The 16,650-nt window shown below is 60.7% G+C and carries 15 protein-coding genes and 1 pseudogene; 14 read left to right on the forward strand and 2 right to left on the reverse strand.

Features of this window, described 5'->3' with window-relative positions; all coding sequences use genetic code 11:
• Positions 1-23 precede the first annotated feature (23 nt).
• From PspR84_RS00780 to PspR84_RS00825, 10 genes are all read left to right on the forward strand, one after another.
• The gene (locus PspR84_RS00780) at positions 24-2,180 is read left to right on the forward strand and encodes a type I secretion system permease/ATPase (protein ID WP_160054610.1); all 2,157 of its coding nucleotides are present in this window, start codon (positions 24-26) and stop codon (positions 2,178-2,180) included.
• A complete protein-coding gene (locus PspR84_RS00785; RefSeq protein WP_007918311.1) occupies positions 2,170-3,537 on the forward strand; it encodes an HlyD family type I secretion periplasmic adaptor subunit in 1,368 nt (455 codons plus the stop codon). Before PspR84_RS00780 ends, PspR84_RS00785 begins: the two co-directional genes overlap by 11 nt.
• Positions 3,538-3,895: 358 nt before the next feature.
• The gene (locus tag PspR84_RS00790; protein ID WP_160054612.1) at positions 3,896-4,792 is read left to right on the forward strand and encodes a TauD/TfdA family dioxygenase; all 897 of its coding nucleotides are present in this window, start codon (positions 3,896-3,898) and stop codon (positions 4,790-4,792) included.
• A gap of 22 nt (positions 4,793-4,814) precedes the next feature.
• Entirely contained in the window at positions 4,815-5,675 is an 861-nt protein-coding gene (locus PspR84_RS00795; RefSeq protein ID WP_160054614.1) for an ABC transporter ATP-binding protein, read from the forward strand.
• 20 nt (positions 5,676-5,695) lie between these two features.
• A complete protein-coding gene (locus tag PspR84_RS00800) occupies positions 5,696-6,562 on the forward strand; it encodes an ABC transporter permease (RefSeq protein WP_160054616.1) in 867 nt (288 codons plus the stop codon).
• 128 nt (positions 6,563-6,690) lie between these two features.
• On the forward strand, positions 6,691-7,608 hold the full coding sequence (locus tag PspR84_RS00805; RefSeq protein WP_160054618.1) for a LysR family transcriptional regulator: 918 nt from the start codon (positions 6,691-6,693) through the stop codon (positions 7,606-7,608).
• Positions 7,609-7,799: 191 nt separating this feature from the next.
• Positions 7,800-9,338, forward strand: a complete 1,539-nt coding sequence (locus PspR84_RS00810) for an MFS transporter (RefSeq protein WP_160054620.1) — start codon at positions 7,800-7,802, stop codon at positions 9,336-9,338.
• A gap of 26 nt (positions 9,339-9,364) precedes the next feature.
• Positions 9,365-10,435 carry an HlyD family secretion protein gene (locus tag PspR84_RS00815; RefSeq protein ID WP_160054622.1) on the forward strand — a complete coding sequence of 357 codons (1,071 nt, stop codon included), beginning with the start codon at positions 9,365-9,367 and terminating at the stop codon, positions 10,433-10,435.
• Positions 10,432-12,039, forward strand: coding sequence for an efflux transporter outer membrane subunit (locus tag PspR84_RS00820; protein ID WP_238785189.1), 1,608 nt, complete (start codon positions 10,432-10,434; stop codon positions 12,037-12,039). The genes PspR84_RS00815 and PspR84_RS00820 overlap by 4 nt, the downstream gene beginning before the upstream one ends.
• A 55-nt stretch (positions 12,040-12,094) precedes the next feature.
• Positions 12,095-13,675, forward strand: a complete 1,581-nt coding sequence (locus PspR84_RS00825) for a glycosyltransferase family 39 protein (RefSeq protein ID WP_160054624.1) — start codon at positions 12,095-12,097, stop codon at positions 13,673-13,675.
• Positions 13,676-13,680: 5 nt separating this feature from the next.
• On the opposite strand, the gene PspR84_RS00830 is transcribed toward PspR84_RS00825, so the two are convergent.
• Together PspR84_RS00830 and PspR84_RS00835 are read right to left on the reverse strand one after the other, a co-directional pair.
• Positions 13,681-14,439, reverse strand: coding sequence for a slipin family protein (locus tag PspR84_RS00830; protein WP_007917711.1), 759 nt, complete (start codon positions 14,437-14,439; stop codon positions 13,681-13,683).
• A 2-nt stretch (positions 14,440-14,441) separates the two neighbouring features.
• Positions 14,442-14,972 (reverse strand): NfeD family protein, encoded by a 531-nt coding sequence (locus tag PspR84_RS00835; protein WP_174244424.1) that lies wholly within the window; start codon positions 14,970-14,972, stop codon positions 14,442-14,444.
• A gap of 174 nt (positions 14,973-15,146) precedes the next feature.
• On the opposite strand from PspR84_RS00835, the gene PspR84_RS00840 reads away from it, so the two are divergent.
• The 4 genes and pseudogenes from PspR84_RS00840 to PspR84_RS00855 all read left to right on the forward strand — a co-directional run bounded on the left by PspR84_RS00840 (position 15,147) and on the right by PspR84_RS00855 (position 16,592).
• Entirely contained in the window at positions 15,147-15,608 is a 462-nt protein-coding gene (locus PspR84_RS00840) for a YbaK/EbsC family protein (RefSeq protein ID WP_064389062.1), read from the forward strand.
• Between the two features lie 128 nt (positions 15,609-15,736).
• Positions 15,737-15,982 carry a DUF2789 domain-containing protein gene (locus tag PspR84_RS00845; RefSeq protein WP_160054628.1) on the forward strand — a complete coding sequence of 82 codons (246 nt, stop codon included), beginning with the start codon at positions 15,737-15,739 and terminating at the stop codon, positions 15,980-15,982.
• Between the two features lie 94 nt (positions 15,983-16,076).
• Positions 16,077-16,322 (forward strand): type II toxin-antitoxin system Phd/YefM family antitoxin, encoded by a 246-nt coding sequence (locus PspR84_RS00850; protein ID WP_095122322.1) that lies wholly within the window; start codon positions 16,077-16,079, stop codon positions 16,320-16,322.
• A pseudogene (locus tag PspR84_RS00855) lies at positions 16,312-16,592 on the forward strand (type II toxin-antitoxin system RelE/ParE family toxin). The gene PspR84_RS00850 and the pseudogene PspR84_RS00855 overlap by 11 nt, the downstream one beginning before the upstream one ends.
• Positions 16,593-16,650: the final 58 nt, after the last annotated feature.

Below are 16,650 nucleotides of genomic sequence, written 5' to 3' on the forward strand. Positions count from 1 at the left end.
TCAACTGTCAAAGAGTGTCGAGCGTGGAATCAGAAGTCAGTCGAGTTCAACTCAGTCATGATCCACGCGCGTTGCACGACGATCCGTTACTGGACGGTCTGCTCGCCCTTTGCATGCTCCATCAGAAACCCGCCAGCGCGGCGATGCTGACCACGGGCCTGCCGCTGCCCAAACAACGCCTGAGTGTCGAGTTGCTGCCCCGCGCGGCGGCTCGCGCCGGTCTGCAAGGTCGAGTGCTGCAGCGCAAACTGGAAGAAATTCCGGCGATCGCCATGCCGGCGTTGCTGCTGCTCAAGGATGGCCGCAGTGCCGTTCTGTTGGGCTGGCAAGGTGACGACGAGGCTCGGGTGCTGCTCAGCGAAAGCGATGGCGGCGAATCCGTGGTCAGTCGCGAACTACTCGCCGACGATTACACCGGCAAAGTGTTCTTCGCCCAACCGCAACACAAATTCGACGTCAACCACGGCACGCTGATTCCGCGTGCGCGCTCGTGGTTTCGCGACACCCTCAAGCGTTCGCGCTGGCTGTACGCCGATGCCATCGCCGCGAGTTTCCTGATCAACATCATCGCCATGGCCGCGCCGCTGTTCGTGATGAACGTCTACGACCGCGTGGTGCCGAACCAGGCCGAAGCCACCCTGTGGGTGCTGGCGTTGGGTATCACCGGTGCCTACATCTTCGACCTGGTGCTCAAGAGTCTGCGCGCCCTGTGCCTGGATCTGGCCGGGAAGAAAACCGACCTGATCATTTCCGCTACGCTGTTCGAGCGCATCGTCGGCATGGCCATGAAGTACCGTCCGGCACGGGTCGGCAGTTTTGCGCAGAACATCCACGAGTTTCAGAGCCTGCGCGACTTCCTTGCCTCGCTGACCCTGACCAGCCTGATCGACCTGCCGTTCACCATCCTCATCTTCATCGTCATCGCCATTCTCGGCGGGCATCTGGTGTGGATTCCGGTGCTGGCGTTCCCGATTGCGTTGCTGATCGGCTACGCCTTGCAGAAGCCGCTGGTGGCCACCATGGAACGCACCATGGCCCTCGGTGCCGAGCGCCAGTCGAGCCTGATCGAAACCCTCGCCGGCCTCGACGCGGTCAAGGTCAACAACGCCGAGAGCGAGCGCCAGTACCAGTGGGAACAGACCATTGGCACCCTCAGCCGCCTCGAGCTGCGAGTGAAAATGCTCTCCGGTCTGGCGATGAACATCACCCTGCTGATCCAGCAACTGGCCGGGGTGATCATGATCGTCTTCGGCGTCTACCAGATCATCGCCGGTAACCTGAGTATGGGCGGTCTGATTGCCTGCTACATGCTCAGCGGCCGCGCACTGAGCCCGCTGGCGTCGCTGTCGGGTTTGTTGACCCGTTACCAGCAGGCACGGGTGACCATGACTTCGGTCGACCAGATGATGGAGCTGCCGCAAGAACGCAACTTCGAAGAGCGCCCGCTGAGCCGCAAGGTTCTGCAAGGCGCGATCGAGTGCCGCCAGCTCAACTTCACTTATCCGGAACAACAGAACCCGGCGCTGAAGAACATCAATCTGGTGATCCGTCCCGGCGAGAAAATCGGCATCATCGGCCGCAGCGGCTCGGGCAAGAGTTCGCTGGCGAAACTGCTGGTGGGTCTGTATCAGCCGGACGACGGCGCGTTGTTGGTCGACGGTGTGGATATTCGTCAGATCGACGTCAGCGAACTGCGTTACAACATCGGCTACGTGCCGCAAGACATTCAACTGCTGGCCGGCACCCTGCGTGACAACCTCGTCTCCGGCGCACGTTATGTCGAAGACGAGCTGGTCCTGCAGGCGGCCGAACTGGCTGGCGTCCACGAATTCGCCCGCCTGCACCCGCAAGGTTACGAACTGCAAGTCGGCGAGCGCGGGCAGAACCTCTCCGGCGGTCAACGGCAGAACGTTGCGCTGGCTCGGGCCTTGTTGCTCAACCCACCGATTTTGCTCATGGACGAGCCGACCAGTGCGATGGACAACACCGGTGAAGAACGCCTCAAGCAACGCCTCGCCGCCGTCATTGAAAACAAGACCGTGGTGCTGGTGACGCACCGGGCTTCACTGTTGTCGCTGGTCGATCGTCTGCTGGTGATCGACCGTGGACAGATTCTCGCCGATGGCCCGAAAGCCGCCGTGATGGAAGCGTTGAAGAAGGGGCAGATCAGTGTTGCTTAAGTCGGGTTTCAAGGATTCGATCCGTCGCTACTTCAAAGGCTCGGCATCGTTGCAGGGCCAGCCCCTGCCGGAGGTCAACAAAGCGCTGATCGAAGACGCCCCGCGCGTCGTACGCCTGACCATCTGGGCGATCATCGGCTTCTTTATCTTCCTGCTGCTGTGGGCCAACTTCGCCGTGATCGACGAAGTGACCAAGGGCGACGGCAAGGCGATTCCGTCGTCGAAGATCCAGAAAATCCAGAACCTTGAGGGCGGGATCATCTCCGAACTGTTCGTCAAGGAAGGCCAGATTGTTGAAGCAGGCGCGCCGTTGATTCGCCTCGACGACACGCGATTTGCTTCCAACGTTGGCGAAACCGAAGCTGATCGCCTGTCGATGCTGCTGCGCGTAGAACGCCTCAGCGCCGAGGTCGATGACCGCCCGCTGAATTTCCCCGAGGACGTACTTAAAGCCGTGCCGGGTCAGGCGAAAAGCGAAGAGTCGCTGTACATCAGCCGCCGCCAGCAGTTGCACGACGAGATCGGTGGTTTGCAGGAGCAGTTGATTCAGCGTCAGCAAGAGCTGCGCGAATTCGCCTCCAAGCAAGCGCAGTATCGTCAGCAACTCGGCTTGCAGCGTCAGGAAATCAACATGTCCGAGCCGCTGGTGGCGCAGGGCGCGGTGTCGCCGGTGGAAGTCTTGCGTCTGAAGCGTGCCGAGGTGGAAACCCGCGGTCAGCTGGATGCAACGACGCTGGCGATTCCGCGTGCCGAATCGGCGATCAAGGAAGTGCAGCGCAAGATCGACGAGACGCGCGGCAAATTCCGCAGCGAAGCGCTGACCCAACTCAACGAGGCGCGCACCGACCTGAACAAGGCCAGCGCCACCGGCAAGGCGCTGGAAGACCGCGTCAGCCGCACGCTGGTGACATCGCCGGTGCGCGGTATCGTCAACAAGTTGCTGGTCAACACCATCGGCGGCGTGATCCAGCCAGGCAGTGACATGGTCGAAATCGTACCGCTGGATGACACCTTGCTGGTCGAAGCGAAAATCCGTCCGCAAGACATTGCCTTCCTGCATCCGGGGCAGGAAGCGATCGTCAAGTTCACCGCGTACGACTACACCATTTACGGCGGGCTCAAAGCCAAGCTCGAGCAGATCGGTGCCGACACCATTACCGACGAAGACAAGAAAACCACGTACTACATCATCAAGGTGCGTACTGAGCGCAGCCACCTCGGCACGGACGAGAAGCCATTGCTGATCATCCCGGGGATGGTCGCGTCGGTGGACATCATTACCGGCAAGAAGTCGGTGTTGAGTTATCTGCTCAAGCCGATCATCCGCGCGCGGGCCGAGGCGTTGCACGAGCGTTGATTTTTTAGTGGCCTCACTGGCCTCATCGCGAGCAGGCTCACTCCTACAGTAATCGCATTTCTCCAGATGGAATGCGATCCCTGGAGCGAGCCTGCTCGCGAAGGCGTCAGTGGGAATACCGCATCCCTGTCAGTAAGTGACAAAAACCGTCACTCACCACTCAGTCCATTCCTCACCATTCGCCATATCGTTATTCATTAACGGTATTTAATTTCCTATTCTTATAGCTATAAAGTCATCCCCCTGCGTACCTGCCGACCAATCGGCGCGCCGCACGACCTGAACCAACACGCAATCCAGCGTGAGTGTCTGATCGACGAGCGCGCCCGTGAGCGTGCCGTGCGTGGGAGATGGAAAGATGTCCGCAGCTACTGCTTCCCCAAGCGCCGCGACCGCCGCGCCGCAATCCTTTGAAATCCGTCCGTTCAGCGGTGCCGTCGGCGCCGAAATCATTGGCCTCGACCTCTCTCGGCCGGTCAATGATCAGGACTTTGCGCGCATCCACCGCGCGCACCTGGATCACCACGTCGTGGTGTTCCGCGACCAGCAAATCACCCCGCAACAGCAAATCGACTTCAGCCGCCGCTTCGGCGTGTTGCAGATCCATGTGCTCAAGCAGTTCCTGCTGGCCAACCACCCGGAAATCCTCATCGTTTCCAACATCATCGAAAACGGCCAGAACATCGGCCTCGGTGATGCTGGCAAGTTCTGGCACTCCGATCTTTCTTATAAAGAGCTGCCAAGCCTCGGCTCGATGCTCCACGCTCAGGAGTTGCCAGAGGAGGGCGGCGACACGCTGTTCGCCGACATGCACAAAGCCTGGGACAACTTGCCCGAAGCGTTGCGCAAAGCGGTCGAAGGCCGCAGTGCCGCGCACTCCTACACGGCGCGTTACAGCGAAACCAAATTCGAAGGCAACTGGCGCCCGACGCTGACCCCGGAGCAACTGGCTCAGGTCGCGGAAGTGGTGCACCCGGTGGTGCGCACGCACCCGGAAAACGGCCGCAAGGCGTTGTTCGTCAGCGAAGGTTTCACCACGCGCATCGTCGGCCTGCCGGAAGACGAGAGCCAGCAACTGCTGAGCGAGCTGTACGCCCACAGCGTGCTGCCGCAGAACATCTACCGCCATCAGTGGCAACCCCGCGATCTGGTGTTCTGGGATAACCGTTCGCTGATCCATCTCGCCGCCGGCTGCCCGGCGCACCTGCGCCGCAAGCTGTATCGCACGACCATCCAGGGCGACGCGCCTTTCTGATTCGCCGGAGATTGATCAAATCATGAACGCTCCCTTGCCAGGCCACGCGGCCAGCAACCCGATCGCCCGCAGCGAAGCGCTGCTGGCGGTCGATCACGTCAGCCTCGAATACCGCACGCCGCAACGCGTGGTGCGCGCCACCCACCAGGTCAGTTTTGAAATCGATCCAGCCGATCTCTACGTGCTGCTCGGCCCCTCCGGTTGCGGCAAATCCACCTTGCTCAAAGCGGTCGCCGGGTTCATTCAACCGTGCGAAGGCGAGATCCGTCTGCAAGGCCAGCGCGTCGACGCGCCGGGGCCGGACCGCATCGTGGTGTTTCAGGAGTTCGATCAACTGCCGCCGTGGAAAACTGTCAAACAGAACGTGATGTTTCCGCTGCTTGCATCGCGCACCCTGAAGAAAAAAGAAGCCGAAGAACGTGCGCTGCACTATCTGGAAAAGGTCGGCCTGGCGGCATTTGCCGATGCTTATCCGCACACTTTGTCTGGCGGCATGAAAGCGCGGGTGGCGATTGCCCGAGCGTTGGCGATGCAGCCGAAAATTCTCTTGATGGACGAACCGTTCGCCGCCCTCGATGCGCTGACCCGGCGCAAGATGCAGGAAGAATTGCTGCTGCTCTGGGAAGAGGTGCGCTTCACGCTGCTGTTCGTCACCCACTCGATTGAAGAGGCGTTGGTGGTCGGTAATCGCATCCTGCTGCTGTCGCCGCATCCCGGCCGAGTGCGCGCCGAAGTGCACAGCCATCAATACGATCTGCACAGCCTCGGTGGCGTGGCGTTTCAGGAATCGGCGCGGCGCATTCATCGTCTGCTGTTCGACGAAGGCCAGTCGCCGGAAACCGAGCGTGACCACGACTTCAACGATATTCGCATCGCCTATTGAGCGGCCAGGAGGACTACCCGATGAGCCATTCATCATCTGTGCGTGAAGAATTCGAAAGTGTGCTGGAGCCGCTGACCGAAGTGCCGGTCGAGCGCGAACTATCGCTTGGCACGCGATTGTGGCAGCAGGGCTGGTTGCGTAAAGGTCTGATCCTGATTGTGCTGGCGGTGCTGTGGGAAGTGGTCGCGCGGATTCAGAACAACGACCTTATGCTGCCGAGCTTTTTGCAGACCAGTCACGCGCTGTTCGAGGGGCTGCTCAGTGGTGAGTTGCTGGCCAAGGTGTGGATATCGTTGGTGGTGCTGATCAAGGGTTACCTGATCGGCATCGTTTTGGCGTTCGCCCTGACTACGTTGGCGGTATCGACGCAGTTAGGCCGTGATCTGTTGAGCACGATGACCTCGATGTTCAACCCGCTGCCGGCGATTGCCCTGCTGCCGCTGGCGCTGCTGTGGTTTGGCCTGGGACAGAACAGCCTGATTTTCGTGCTGGTGCATTCGGTGTTGTGGGCACTGGCGTTGAACACCTATGCCGGGTTCCTCGGTGTTTCCGAAACCCTGCGCATGGCGGGTCGCAATTACGGTTTGACGGGCTTGCGGCTGGTGCTGTTCATCCTGATCCCGGCGGCGTTGCCGTCGATTCTCGCCGGGTTGAAGATCGGCTGGGCGTTTGCCTGGCGCACGTTGATCGCCGCTGAATTGGTGTTTGGCGCGACCAGTGGCAAGGGTGGACTGGGTTGGTACATCTTCCAGAATCGTAATGAGCTGTACACCGACAAGGTGTTTGCCGGCTTGGCGGTGGTGATTCTGATCGGGTTGCTGGTGGAGAATCTGGTGTTCGACACGCTGGAGCGGGTGACCGTCAAGCGTTGGGGGATGCAGCGGTAATTTTTGGTGTGGCGGCTGGCCTCATCGCGAGCCTGCTCGCGAAGGCGTCTTTGAAGGCGCCGCCAAAGCTGAAGGATGTTTGCTAGCATTGCGCCCAGATCAATCCTGATCAGCCAAGAGTGCTCAGCATGCAGCTCCCGGACATGAACCTTCTGGTCGCCCTCGACGCCTTGCTCGACGAGGGCAGTGTGGTCGGCGCCGCACGGCGAATGAACCTCAGCCCGGCGGCCATGAGCCGCACCCTGACGCGAATCCGCGAAGCCATCGGTGATCCGATCCTCGTGCGTGCTGGACGTTGCTTGGTGCCGACACCCAAGGCGCTGGAGTTGCGCGAACAGGTGCGCGACGTGGTCGAGCAGGCCGCGCTGTTGTTCCGTTCCGCCGACACCGTAGAGTTGGGCACACTGCGCCGGCGCTTCAGCATTCGCGCCAATGACTTCTTCATCGGTGTCTATGGCGGCAAGCTGTTTGACACCCTCGATCAACTCGCGCCGCACTGCGAACTGCGCTTCGTCCCAGAGGGCGACGGCGATGATGAAGCCCTGCGTGAAGGGCGCATCGATCTGAGCGTCAGCAACACCCGGCCCGTCACCCCTGAAGTCAAAGTGCAAAACCTGTTTTCTACACACTTTGTCGGATTGGTGCGCGAAGATCATCCATTACTCGACGGCGAAATCACCGCCGAGCGCTACGCCGGGTTTTCCCATATCAGCATGTCGCGACGCGGCATCGCGCGCGGCCCGATCGATACGGCGCTGAATGCGCTAGGCCTGGAGCGGCGCGTGGCGGTGATCGCGCCGAGTTTCCATGCGGCGATGTTTGCGCTGCCGGATTCCGACCTGATCTTGCCGGTGCCCAAAGAGGCGTTGCTCAGCGTGCGTCGCCTGGGTTTGAAGCTGCGCTCATTCGACCTGCCGATCCCGTTGCCGACGCTGATGCTGACCCAGGCCTGGCACCCGCGTTTCGACAAGGATCCCGCCCACCGCTGGCTGCGCGAAACCCTCAAGGCCTGTTGCGACGAAACGTGGCTGGCTGCCCAGCCTTGAAGATCAAAAGATCGCAGCCTTCGGCAGCTCCTACACTGGAATGCATATCCCTGTAGGAGCTGCCGAAGGCTGCGATCTCTTGCTTTGAATGATTGCGTCCGGCGCACTTATAAGCTGCCAATAAGTCAATTTTCGTCATTGCCAAGCCCGACTAAGATGCTCCGGTATTTTTCCCTCCGGAGTGAGTATTCATGACATCCCTGACGGCGGCAGCGCCCATCGCTGCGGCCAGCCCGGCGAAGGCGGCGACGCCACCGGTGTTCGGGGCGCGGATCATCATTGGCCTGGTCGGCGTGCTGCTGGCGGTGCTGGTGTCGGGCCTCAACGAGATGGTCACCAAGGTGGCCCTGGCCGACATCCGCGGCGCGCTGCACATCGGTTACGACGAAGGCACTTGGCTGGTGGCTAGTTACACCGCCACCTCAGTCGCGGCCATGGCCTTCGCGCCGTGGTGTTCGGTGACCTTCTCGCTACGCCGCTTCACCCTCTGCGCGATCGGTCTGTTCACTCTGCTCGGCGTGCTGTGCCCGTTCGCACCCAATTACGAAAGTCTGCTGCTGATGCGCATCCTGCAAGGTCTGGCCGGCGGCGCATTGCCGCCGATGTTGATGACCGTCGCCCTGCGCTTTTTGCCAGCGAACATCAAACTCTATGGCCTGGCCGGCTACGCACTGACGGCGACATTCGGCCCCGGCCTCGGCACGCCGCTGGCCGGATTGTGGACCGAATACGTCGGCTGGCAGTGGACGTTCTGGCAAATCATCGTGCCTTGCCTGATCGCCATGGCGATGGTCGCGTGGGGCATTCCGCAGGACCCGCTGCGTTTGGAACGCCTCAAATCGTTCAACTGGAAAGGTCTGCTGCTGGGCTTTCCGGCGATCTGCATGTTGGTGATCGGTTTGCTGCAAGGCAATCGACTGGACTGGTTCGAGTCGAGTCTGATTTGTGGATTGCTCGGTGCCGGTTCGTTGTTGCTGGTGGCGTTTCTGATCAACGAGTGGTCGCAGCCGATTCCGTTTTTCAAATTGCAGATGCTCGGTATCCGCAACCTTTCGTTCGCACTGATGACCCTGGCCGGCGTTTTGGTGGTGTTGTTGGCGGTAGTGCTGATTCCGTCGAGTTATCTGGCGCAGGTGCAGGGTTATCGTCCGGTGCAGACCGCGCCGATCATGCTGATCGCCGCGCTGCCGCAGTTGATCGCGCTGCCACTGGTGGCGGCGCTATGCAACCTGCGTTGGGTCGATTGCCGCTGGGTGCTCGGCATCGGTCTGAGCATGTTGGCACTGTCCTGTCTGGGTGGATCGCAGCTGACCTCGCAGTGGATTCGCGACGACTTCTACGTCCTGCAATGGCTGCAGATTTTCGGTCAGCCGATGGCGGTGCTGCCGCTGTTGATGCTTTCGACCGGCAGCATCACACCGCTGGACGGTCCCTTCGCATCGGCATGGTTCAACACCGTGAAAGGCCTGTCGGCCGTGGTCGCCACCGGGGTGATCGAGGCACTGACCACGTCGCGTCTGCATTTCCATTCGAGCATGTTGGTCGACAGCCTCGGCAATTCGCCGCTGGCCGATCGCAGCGATCCGGGCCTCGCCCATCGCCTGCACGAACAAGCCGTGGTGCTGACTTCTTCCGATCTCTACGTGTGCATGGCCGGCGTCGCGGTGGCGCTGATCCTGCTGATTTTCTGGCTGCCGACGCGGATCTATCCGCCGCGCGCGCCGACCTGATCGCTGTACTGAAACAGAAGGTTTTTATGACGACTCAAGCAAAGCAAAAACTCGCGGTGGCCATCGCCGCCGCACTGGCGGTCGGCGTGCTGGTTTACCTGGCGCTGCCCGGCGTGTTTGGCAAACGTACCCAGCAAAACACCAATGACGCTTTTGTCTCCGCCGACTACACGCTCGTTGTGCCGCGCGTGGCCGGGTTTATCAAGGAAGTCTTGGTGGAGGACAACCAGCAAGTGAAGGCCGGACAGTTGCTGGCGCTGATCGATGATCGCGATCTGCGCGCTTCAGCTGAGGCAGCGGACGCGCAAACCCTGGTGGCACGAGCGCAGTTGCAGAATGCCAAAGCGACGCTGGAACGCCAGACTTCGGTGATCGCCCAGGCGCAGGCCTCGGTGGTGTCGGCCAAGGCGGAAATGGCTTTCGCTCAGCAGGAGTTGAATCGCTACAACCACTTGGCGGGCGTTGGCGCCGGCACGGTGCAAAACGCGCAACAGGCGCGCACGCGCATCGATCAGGCCACTGCGCATCTCGACACCGCCACGGCGAAACTGGCGGCAGAGCGCAAGCAGGTCGACATTCTCACGGCTCAGCGGGATGCCGCCGAAGGCAGTCTGAAACACGCGCAAGCGGCGTTGGAAATCGCCAGTTTCGAACTCTCCTACACGCGTATCACGGCGCCGCAGGACGGCATGATCGGCGAGCGTGCGGTGCGCGTAGGTGCGTATGTGACGCCGGGCAGCAAACTGCTGGCGGTGGTGCCGTTGCAGCAGGCGTATGTAGTGGCGAATTTTCAGGAGACGCAACTGACCGATGTGCAGCCGGGGCAGGAGGTGCAGGTGCGTGTCGACAGCCTTGGCGGCGAAGCGTTGAGCGGTCGGGTCGAGAGTATTGCCCCGGCGACGGGCGTGACCTTTGCGGCGGTGAAACCGGATAACGCCACGGGCAACTTCACCAAGGTGGTGCAGCGGATTCCGGTGAAGATCATGCTGGAACCGGGTCAGCCATTGGCCGAGCGCTTGCGCGTGGGGATGTCGGTGGAGGCGAGTATTGATACCGCCAGCTCGGCGACGTTGGTGCGTGAGGTGACTCAGCGATGAGCCATGTTGATCGAACCGACGCCTTCGCGAGCAGGCTCGCTCCCACAGGAGCTGCGCATTCCAGAATGTGGGAGCGAGCCTGCTCGCGAAGAGGCCAGTGGCAGCAAATCACTCTGAGTGCCTTGCTCACAATGAGTCTCACCGCCTGCACCGTAGGCCCAGACTTCCAGAAGCCCGAAGCCCCACAAATCGCCGACTGGGCCAAACCCGCCAAGTCCGCCCCCAGCCAAGCCGTCAGCGAACCCCTCAACGAACGCTGGTGGGAAGTCTTCCACGACGCGCAACTCTCTGCACTCACTCAACGTGCGGTGAAGAGCAACCTCGACCTGCAACTGGCCAGCAGCCGACTGCAACAAAGCCGCGCCGCTCGCCAGGTGATCACCGCTGACCGCTATCCAAACACTGCGGCCACCGGCAGCTACGCGCGCCAACGCAACAGCGGCAAAGGCCTGAGCGACCCGTCCGGACACAACGGCGATTCCGCCTTCAACCTGTGGGACGCCGGTTTCTCCGCCTCGTGGGAACTGGATTTCTGGGGCCGCGTGCGCCGCGAAACCGAAGCGGCCGACGCTAACCTTGAAGTCGCTGAGAACGACCGTCGCGGGGTGCTGTTGGCGGTGCTTGCCGACACCGCACAAAACTACATTCAACTGCGCGGCGTGCAGAACACCCGCGCCGTCACCGAGCAGAACCTTGATGTCGCGCGGCACAGCCTGAAACTCTCGCAACTGCGTCTGGCCGACGGCGTGGCGACCGATCTCGACGTCGCCGAAGCCGCCGCGCAAGTCGCGGCCATCGAATCGCGCTTGCCGGCGCTGGAACAACGTCAATCGCAGTTGATCAACGCGATAAGCCTGCTGATGGGCGAACCGCCACAGGCATTGGCCAAGGAGTTATCCACAGACGCCGCCGTGCCGCAGTCGCCGCGGCAAGTCGCCATCGGCCTGCCGTCGCAACTGGCCGAACGCCGCCCGGACATCCGCCAGGCCGAAGCGCGTCTGCACGCCGCCACTGCCAACATCGGCGTGGCCAAGGGCGATTTCTATCCGCGCATCACCTTGTCCGGCAACCTCGGCTCGCAAGCCATGCAACTCAGCGACTTTGGCTCGTGGGGCTCACGCGCGTTCGGCATCGGCCCGCAATTCAGCCTGCCGTTGTTCGACGGCGGACGTCTGCGTGGCGTGCTGCAATTGCGTGAAGCGCAGCAGCAGGAAGCGGCCGTCGCCTACCAGCAAACCGTACTGCGTGCCTGGCACGAAATTGACGATCAACTGACCGCCTACAACGCCAGTCAACGCCGCCGCGACAGCCTCGCCGAAGCCGTACGGCAGAACCAGATCGCCCTGCGCACCGCACAACAGCAATACGTCGAAGGCGTGGTCGATTTCGTCAACGTCCTCACCGTGCAAAGCGCGCTGCTGGCGACGCAGGAGCAGTGGGTGGAAAGCTCCACTGGCGTGTCGCTGGCGATGGTCGGGTTGTACAAGGCATTGGGCGGCGGTTGGCAATCGGTGTATCCAGAGGCGAAAGTCGCCGTCGGGTTGCCGGGTGTCGTGAAAGCGCCAACCGGCATCGACGGTTCCGCCGTGGCTGACCTAAAGTGATGGGCAGGTTGGCGCGTCATACTCTCGTGGCGCTGCGGCGCGGCAAGAGGAAGCGATGGCGGTCAACAGAGTCACGCCAATGGGCGACACGCAAGATCCGTTTGCCGTGCCCGGTTCCTGGTTCGGCAGCCTGCGTTGGGTGCGCTGGGTAAAAAATCACTGGCTGTGGCCAATTCTCGCGCTGGCCGCGTTCGTGCGTTTTTATGATCTGACAGCGGCAGCGATCTGGGGCGATGAAGGTTCCAGTCTGCTGCTGGCGCGCTACTCACTGAGTGAAATCTGGCAGCACGCGGCATTCGATGTGCATCCGCCGCTGTATTTCATGCTGCTGCATGGCTGGGTCGAATTGTTCGGGGACGGCATTCTCGCGGTCCGCGCTCTCAGTGCGCTGGCCGGCATTACGGCGGTCGGGCTGGGCGTGTGGCTGGTGGATCGCCTGGCCACTCGCCGCGCCGCGTTCATCGCCGGATTGTTACTCGCACTGCTACCGACGGCGGTGCGCTACAGCCAGGAAGTGCGCATGTACGCGCTGCTCGGTGCGCTGCTGATTGCCGCAAGCCTGGCGCTGGTCTACTGGATCCGGCGCCCGCAACGCCAGCGCTATCTGGTGTATTACCTGCTGCTGATGAGCGCCGCGCTCTACACCCACTATTTCGCCGTGCTCGCGGCGCTGTGTCACTGGCTTTATCTGATCGCGATCCGCGTACAGCGCGGTTACCGGTTCCGGCATATCCAGCGCGGGAACTGGTGGCTGGCGAATCTGGCCATCGGCGTGCTGTATCTGCCCTGGTTGCCAAAATTTCTTGATTTGATGCAGCACATGCAACAACTCGAAGTCGGCGGTGATGTCGGCTGGGAGCCAGCGGTGACGTTGGGGTCGTTGCCGTCGATGATCTGGTCATGGCTGATTCAGGACGATGGTGAGAGTCTGCCGCTGCTGGTCTTTGGCGCGCTGCCGTTGGCACTGCTGGTGCTGGCAGTTGTGGCCGTCATGCGCGATCGCAGTGTGTCGCGCGGCAGCATTCTGCTGGCGCTGTACACCGGTCTGCCGCTGTTGCTGGTGTTCGCGGTGTCGTTCATCACGCCGGTATTCATTGAGCGATATCTGACGGCATTTGCCCTCGGTTTACCGATGCTCGCGGCGTTGGCCATTGATCGTTTGTATAGCCGCGTTCGCATGCTTGCACTGGCGGTGCTGGTAGCGCTGGTCGGCGTGGAACTGGTCGGTGTGAGCAACAACGCCACGGTCGACACTCATGATCAACTCGACACGGTCGTGAAGTACGTCAACCAGCATTTCCTTCCCGGTGACCGCATCGTCACCAGCGACATGCTCTGGTATCTGAGCTACGTCTACTACGATCGCACCGGGGCGCAGGTGCGCCTCTTCACTCCACCGAACGCCGATGGCCAGTCGACGCGGCCAAATGAGTACGGGTTCGGCACGCTGGTAACGAGTGATGTCTATCTGAACAGCCTGACCGAGCTGCCCGCCGGAGGCCGGGTCTGGCTGGTCGGAACCGTCGACGAGCCACAAGAGTTCTCACCGCTACCCGCAACCTGGCGGGCCAGCGCTGAAGTCCATGCGGGCGGGATGCAAGCACGCTTGTTCGTGACCGAACCTGCGGGTGAATAGGCGGGTCATGACTTGCCGGACAAATCCGCCATGCCCTTGAGCAACTCGATCGGCAACGGGAAGACAATCGTCGAACTCTTGTCCCCGGCAATCGAACTCAAGGTTTGCATATAGCGCAACTGCATTGCCCCAGGCTGGCGACCGAGCATTTCCGCTGCCTGCATGAGTTTTTCCGAGGCTTGCAGTTCGCCTTCGGCGTGAATCACCTTGGCCCGACGTTCGCGCTCGGCTTCCGCCTGTTTGGCGATGGCGCGGACCATCGATTCGTTGAGATCGACATGCTTGATCTCGACGTTGGCAACCTTGATCCCCCAGGCGTCGGTCTGCGCATCGAGTACTTGCTGAATGTCGATGTTCAACTGCTCGCGTTCAGCCAGCAGTTCATCCAGTTCGTGTTTGCCGAGCACTGCACGCAAGGTGGTTTGTGCCAGTTGGCTGGTGGCCGACAGATAATCTTCAACCTGAATAATCGCCTTCTGCGGATCGAGCACGCGGAAATACAGCACAGCGTTGACCTTCACCGACACGTTGTCGCGGGTGATCACATCTTGCGGCGGCACATCGAGAACCACCGTGCGCAGGTCGACCCGAACCATTTGCTGGACCACCGGAATCAGCAGGATCAGGCCGGGACCTTTGACTTGCCAGAAGCGGCCAAGCTGAAACACCACGCCGCGCTCGTATTCACGCAAGATGCGAAACGTCGAACCGGCCAAGGCAATGACCAGTAACAGCAGCGCAACAAAACCGATTTGCAGACCCATGATCACTCTCCGAGCGGCGCCGCTTCAGTCGCGGCCACTTGCAGCAACAGTCCCTTGCGCCCGACCACGCGCACCGATTGCCCGGTTTGCAGCGGGGTGGCGCTGAGCACTTGCCAGCGTTCACCTTGCAGTTGCACCCAGCCGTTGCGCGCATCGCCCGGTTGCACCGTGGTGATCGCGGTCACGCTGCCGAGCAGGCCGGCGTCACCACTGACGGCGTGGCGCGGGCGGGTTTTCAGGGCGCGGATCAGCAGCGCGAGCAACAGCAGGGCACTGATAAGACCAAGGCCGATCATCATCGGCGCCGGCAATTCGGCGTTGCTCAGAATCAGCGCGCCGATGACGAACATGATGATTCCGGCCAAGCCGATCACCCCGTAATTGGGCAGCGCCGCTTCGGCGATCAGAAAGACGATGCCCAAGGTAATCAGCCACAAACCGGCCGGACTCATCGGTGGCAACGGGGGGTCGGCGGCGAGGGCTGAGCCACTGATCAGCAGGAGCAAGGCAAACGCACAACATCGGCTGTTCACGTGACCCTCCGCGAGCATCATGTCTGGTTCTTACAGTCTAGTTGAGGGTTGCAGTGGTTGAATTTTGATCAGTGTGAGGATGTGTCCAGTGAGCGGATTTCCCTGCATCGACGGCCCGCCGAACTAGACTCAAAAGCACGGCAACCACCGTTCAGCGCAACACCGAGGTGCATCATGCGTATGGCAAGAAAGGTGCAGAGCAGCCTGAACCGGGCGCACTGCGAATACGACATCGTCGCTCACCGTCACTCGTCCAGCAGCCTGGAAACCGCACGGGTCGCCGGGGTGCCCGCCGAGCGGGTGGCCAAATCGATCATCCTTGACGACCACCACGGTCACTACCTGATGGCCGTGCTGCCGGCCAGCCGTCACCTTGACCTGAGCAAAGTGCGCCTCAGTGGCGAATGGCAACTGACCCGCGAAAGCAATCTGGCGCACATCTTCGACGACTGCGAACGCGGCGCGGTGCCGCCGCTGGGCGACTCCTATGGCCTGGACATGGTTATCGACCCGTTGCTGACGCGGCAGAAGGATATTTATCTGGAGGCGGGCAACCACAACTACCTGCTGCACATGAGCATGCCCGAGTTTCTGAAAATGGTGCCGCATGCCGAGGTGCGGGAGTTGAGTGATTAGGCTTTGTGGCGCCGGCACTGACGCCTTCGCGAGCAGGCTCGCTCCCACAGGTTGATCACATTCCCCTGTGGGAGCGAGCCTGCTCGCGAATAATCTTCCAAACAGCCCATTTTTGAAGGAGTTGATCAATGGAAAGCCCAACGCACAGCTTGCCATCCCTGTTCAAACAACTCGGCCTTCCGGACGATCCGGTCAACATCGACAAATTCATCACCACCCATTCCCCGCTCAAACCCAACCTTCATTTGGCTGATGCGTTTTTCTGGACGAAGAGCCAAGCGGAGTTTTTGCGTGACGAGATTCTGGATGACGCCGACTGGGCGGAGGTAGTGGATCGGTTGGATGTGTTGTTGCGAAAGGGACGGGAAGGCTGACTGGACGCCCACCTCTTGTCATTCAATTGAGTGGAACGGTTGTTGAGGATCAAAAAATAGACCAAAATCACGACCTCAATTGAGGTCCTTTATTATGCAAAGCGTTCTGGCCGATATGGCTGTCAGTGTCTCAGAATTAAAGAAAAACCCTTCCGCAGTGCTGAGCGGTGCACATGGCGGCGCCGTGGCCGTTCTTAACCACAATCGCGTCATGGGCTATATGGTGCCAGCGGATGTGTACGAAGCAATGATGGAGCGACTCGATGATCTGGAGCTTGCTGAAATCGTTCGCGCCCGCAGCCATGAGACGCCAATTTCGGTAAGCCTGGATGACCTATAAGCTCGAATTTTTGCCATCCGCTCACAAAGAGTGGAACAAGTTGGGTCATACACTACGAGAACAATTCAAAAAGAAGCTGGGCGAGAGGTTGAAGCTGCCAAGGGTTTCTGCTGATGCTCTACACGGGATGCCGAACTGCTACAAAATCAAACTCAAGCTTCCGGCTATCGCTTGGTTTATCAGGTGATCGATGAGCGCGTTGTTGTTTCGGTTGTCGCAGTCGGTAAGCGCGAGCGCAGCAGTGTTTACGAGAATGCAAAAAAGCGCTGAATAAGCTCTCAGCGCCAATTCCTACAGGCAAGCAGGCAATTTGTTTCAAAACTTGACT

Origin of the sequence: Pseudomonas sp. R84 (assembly GCF_009834515.1) — a bacterium.
In the GTDB taxonomy this organism is placed as follows: domain Bacteria; phylum Pseudomonadota; class Gammaproteobacteria; order Pseudomonadales; family Pseudomonadaceae; genus Aquipseudomonas.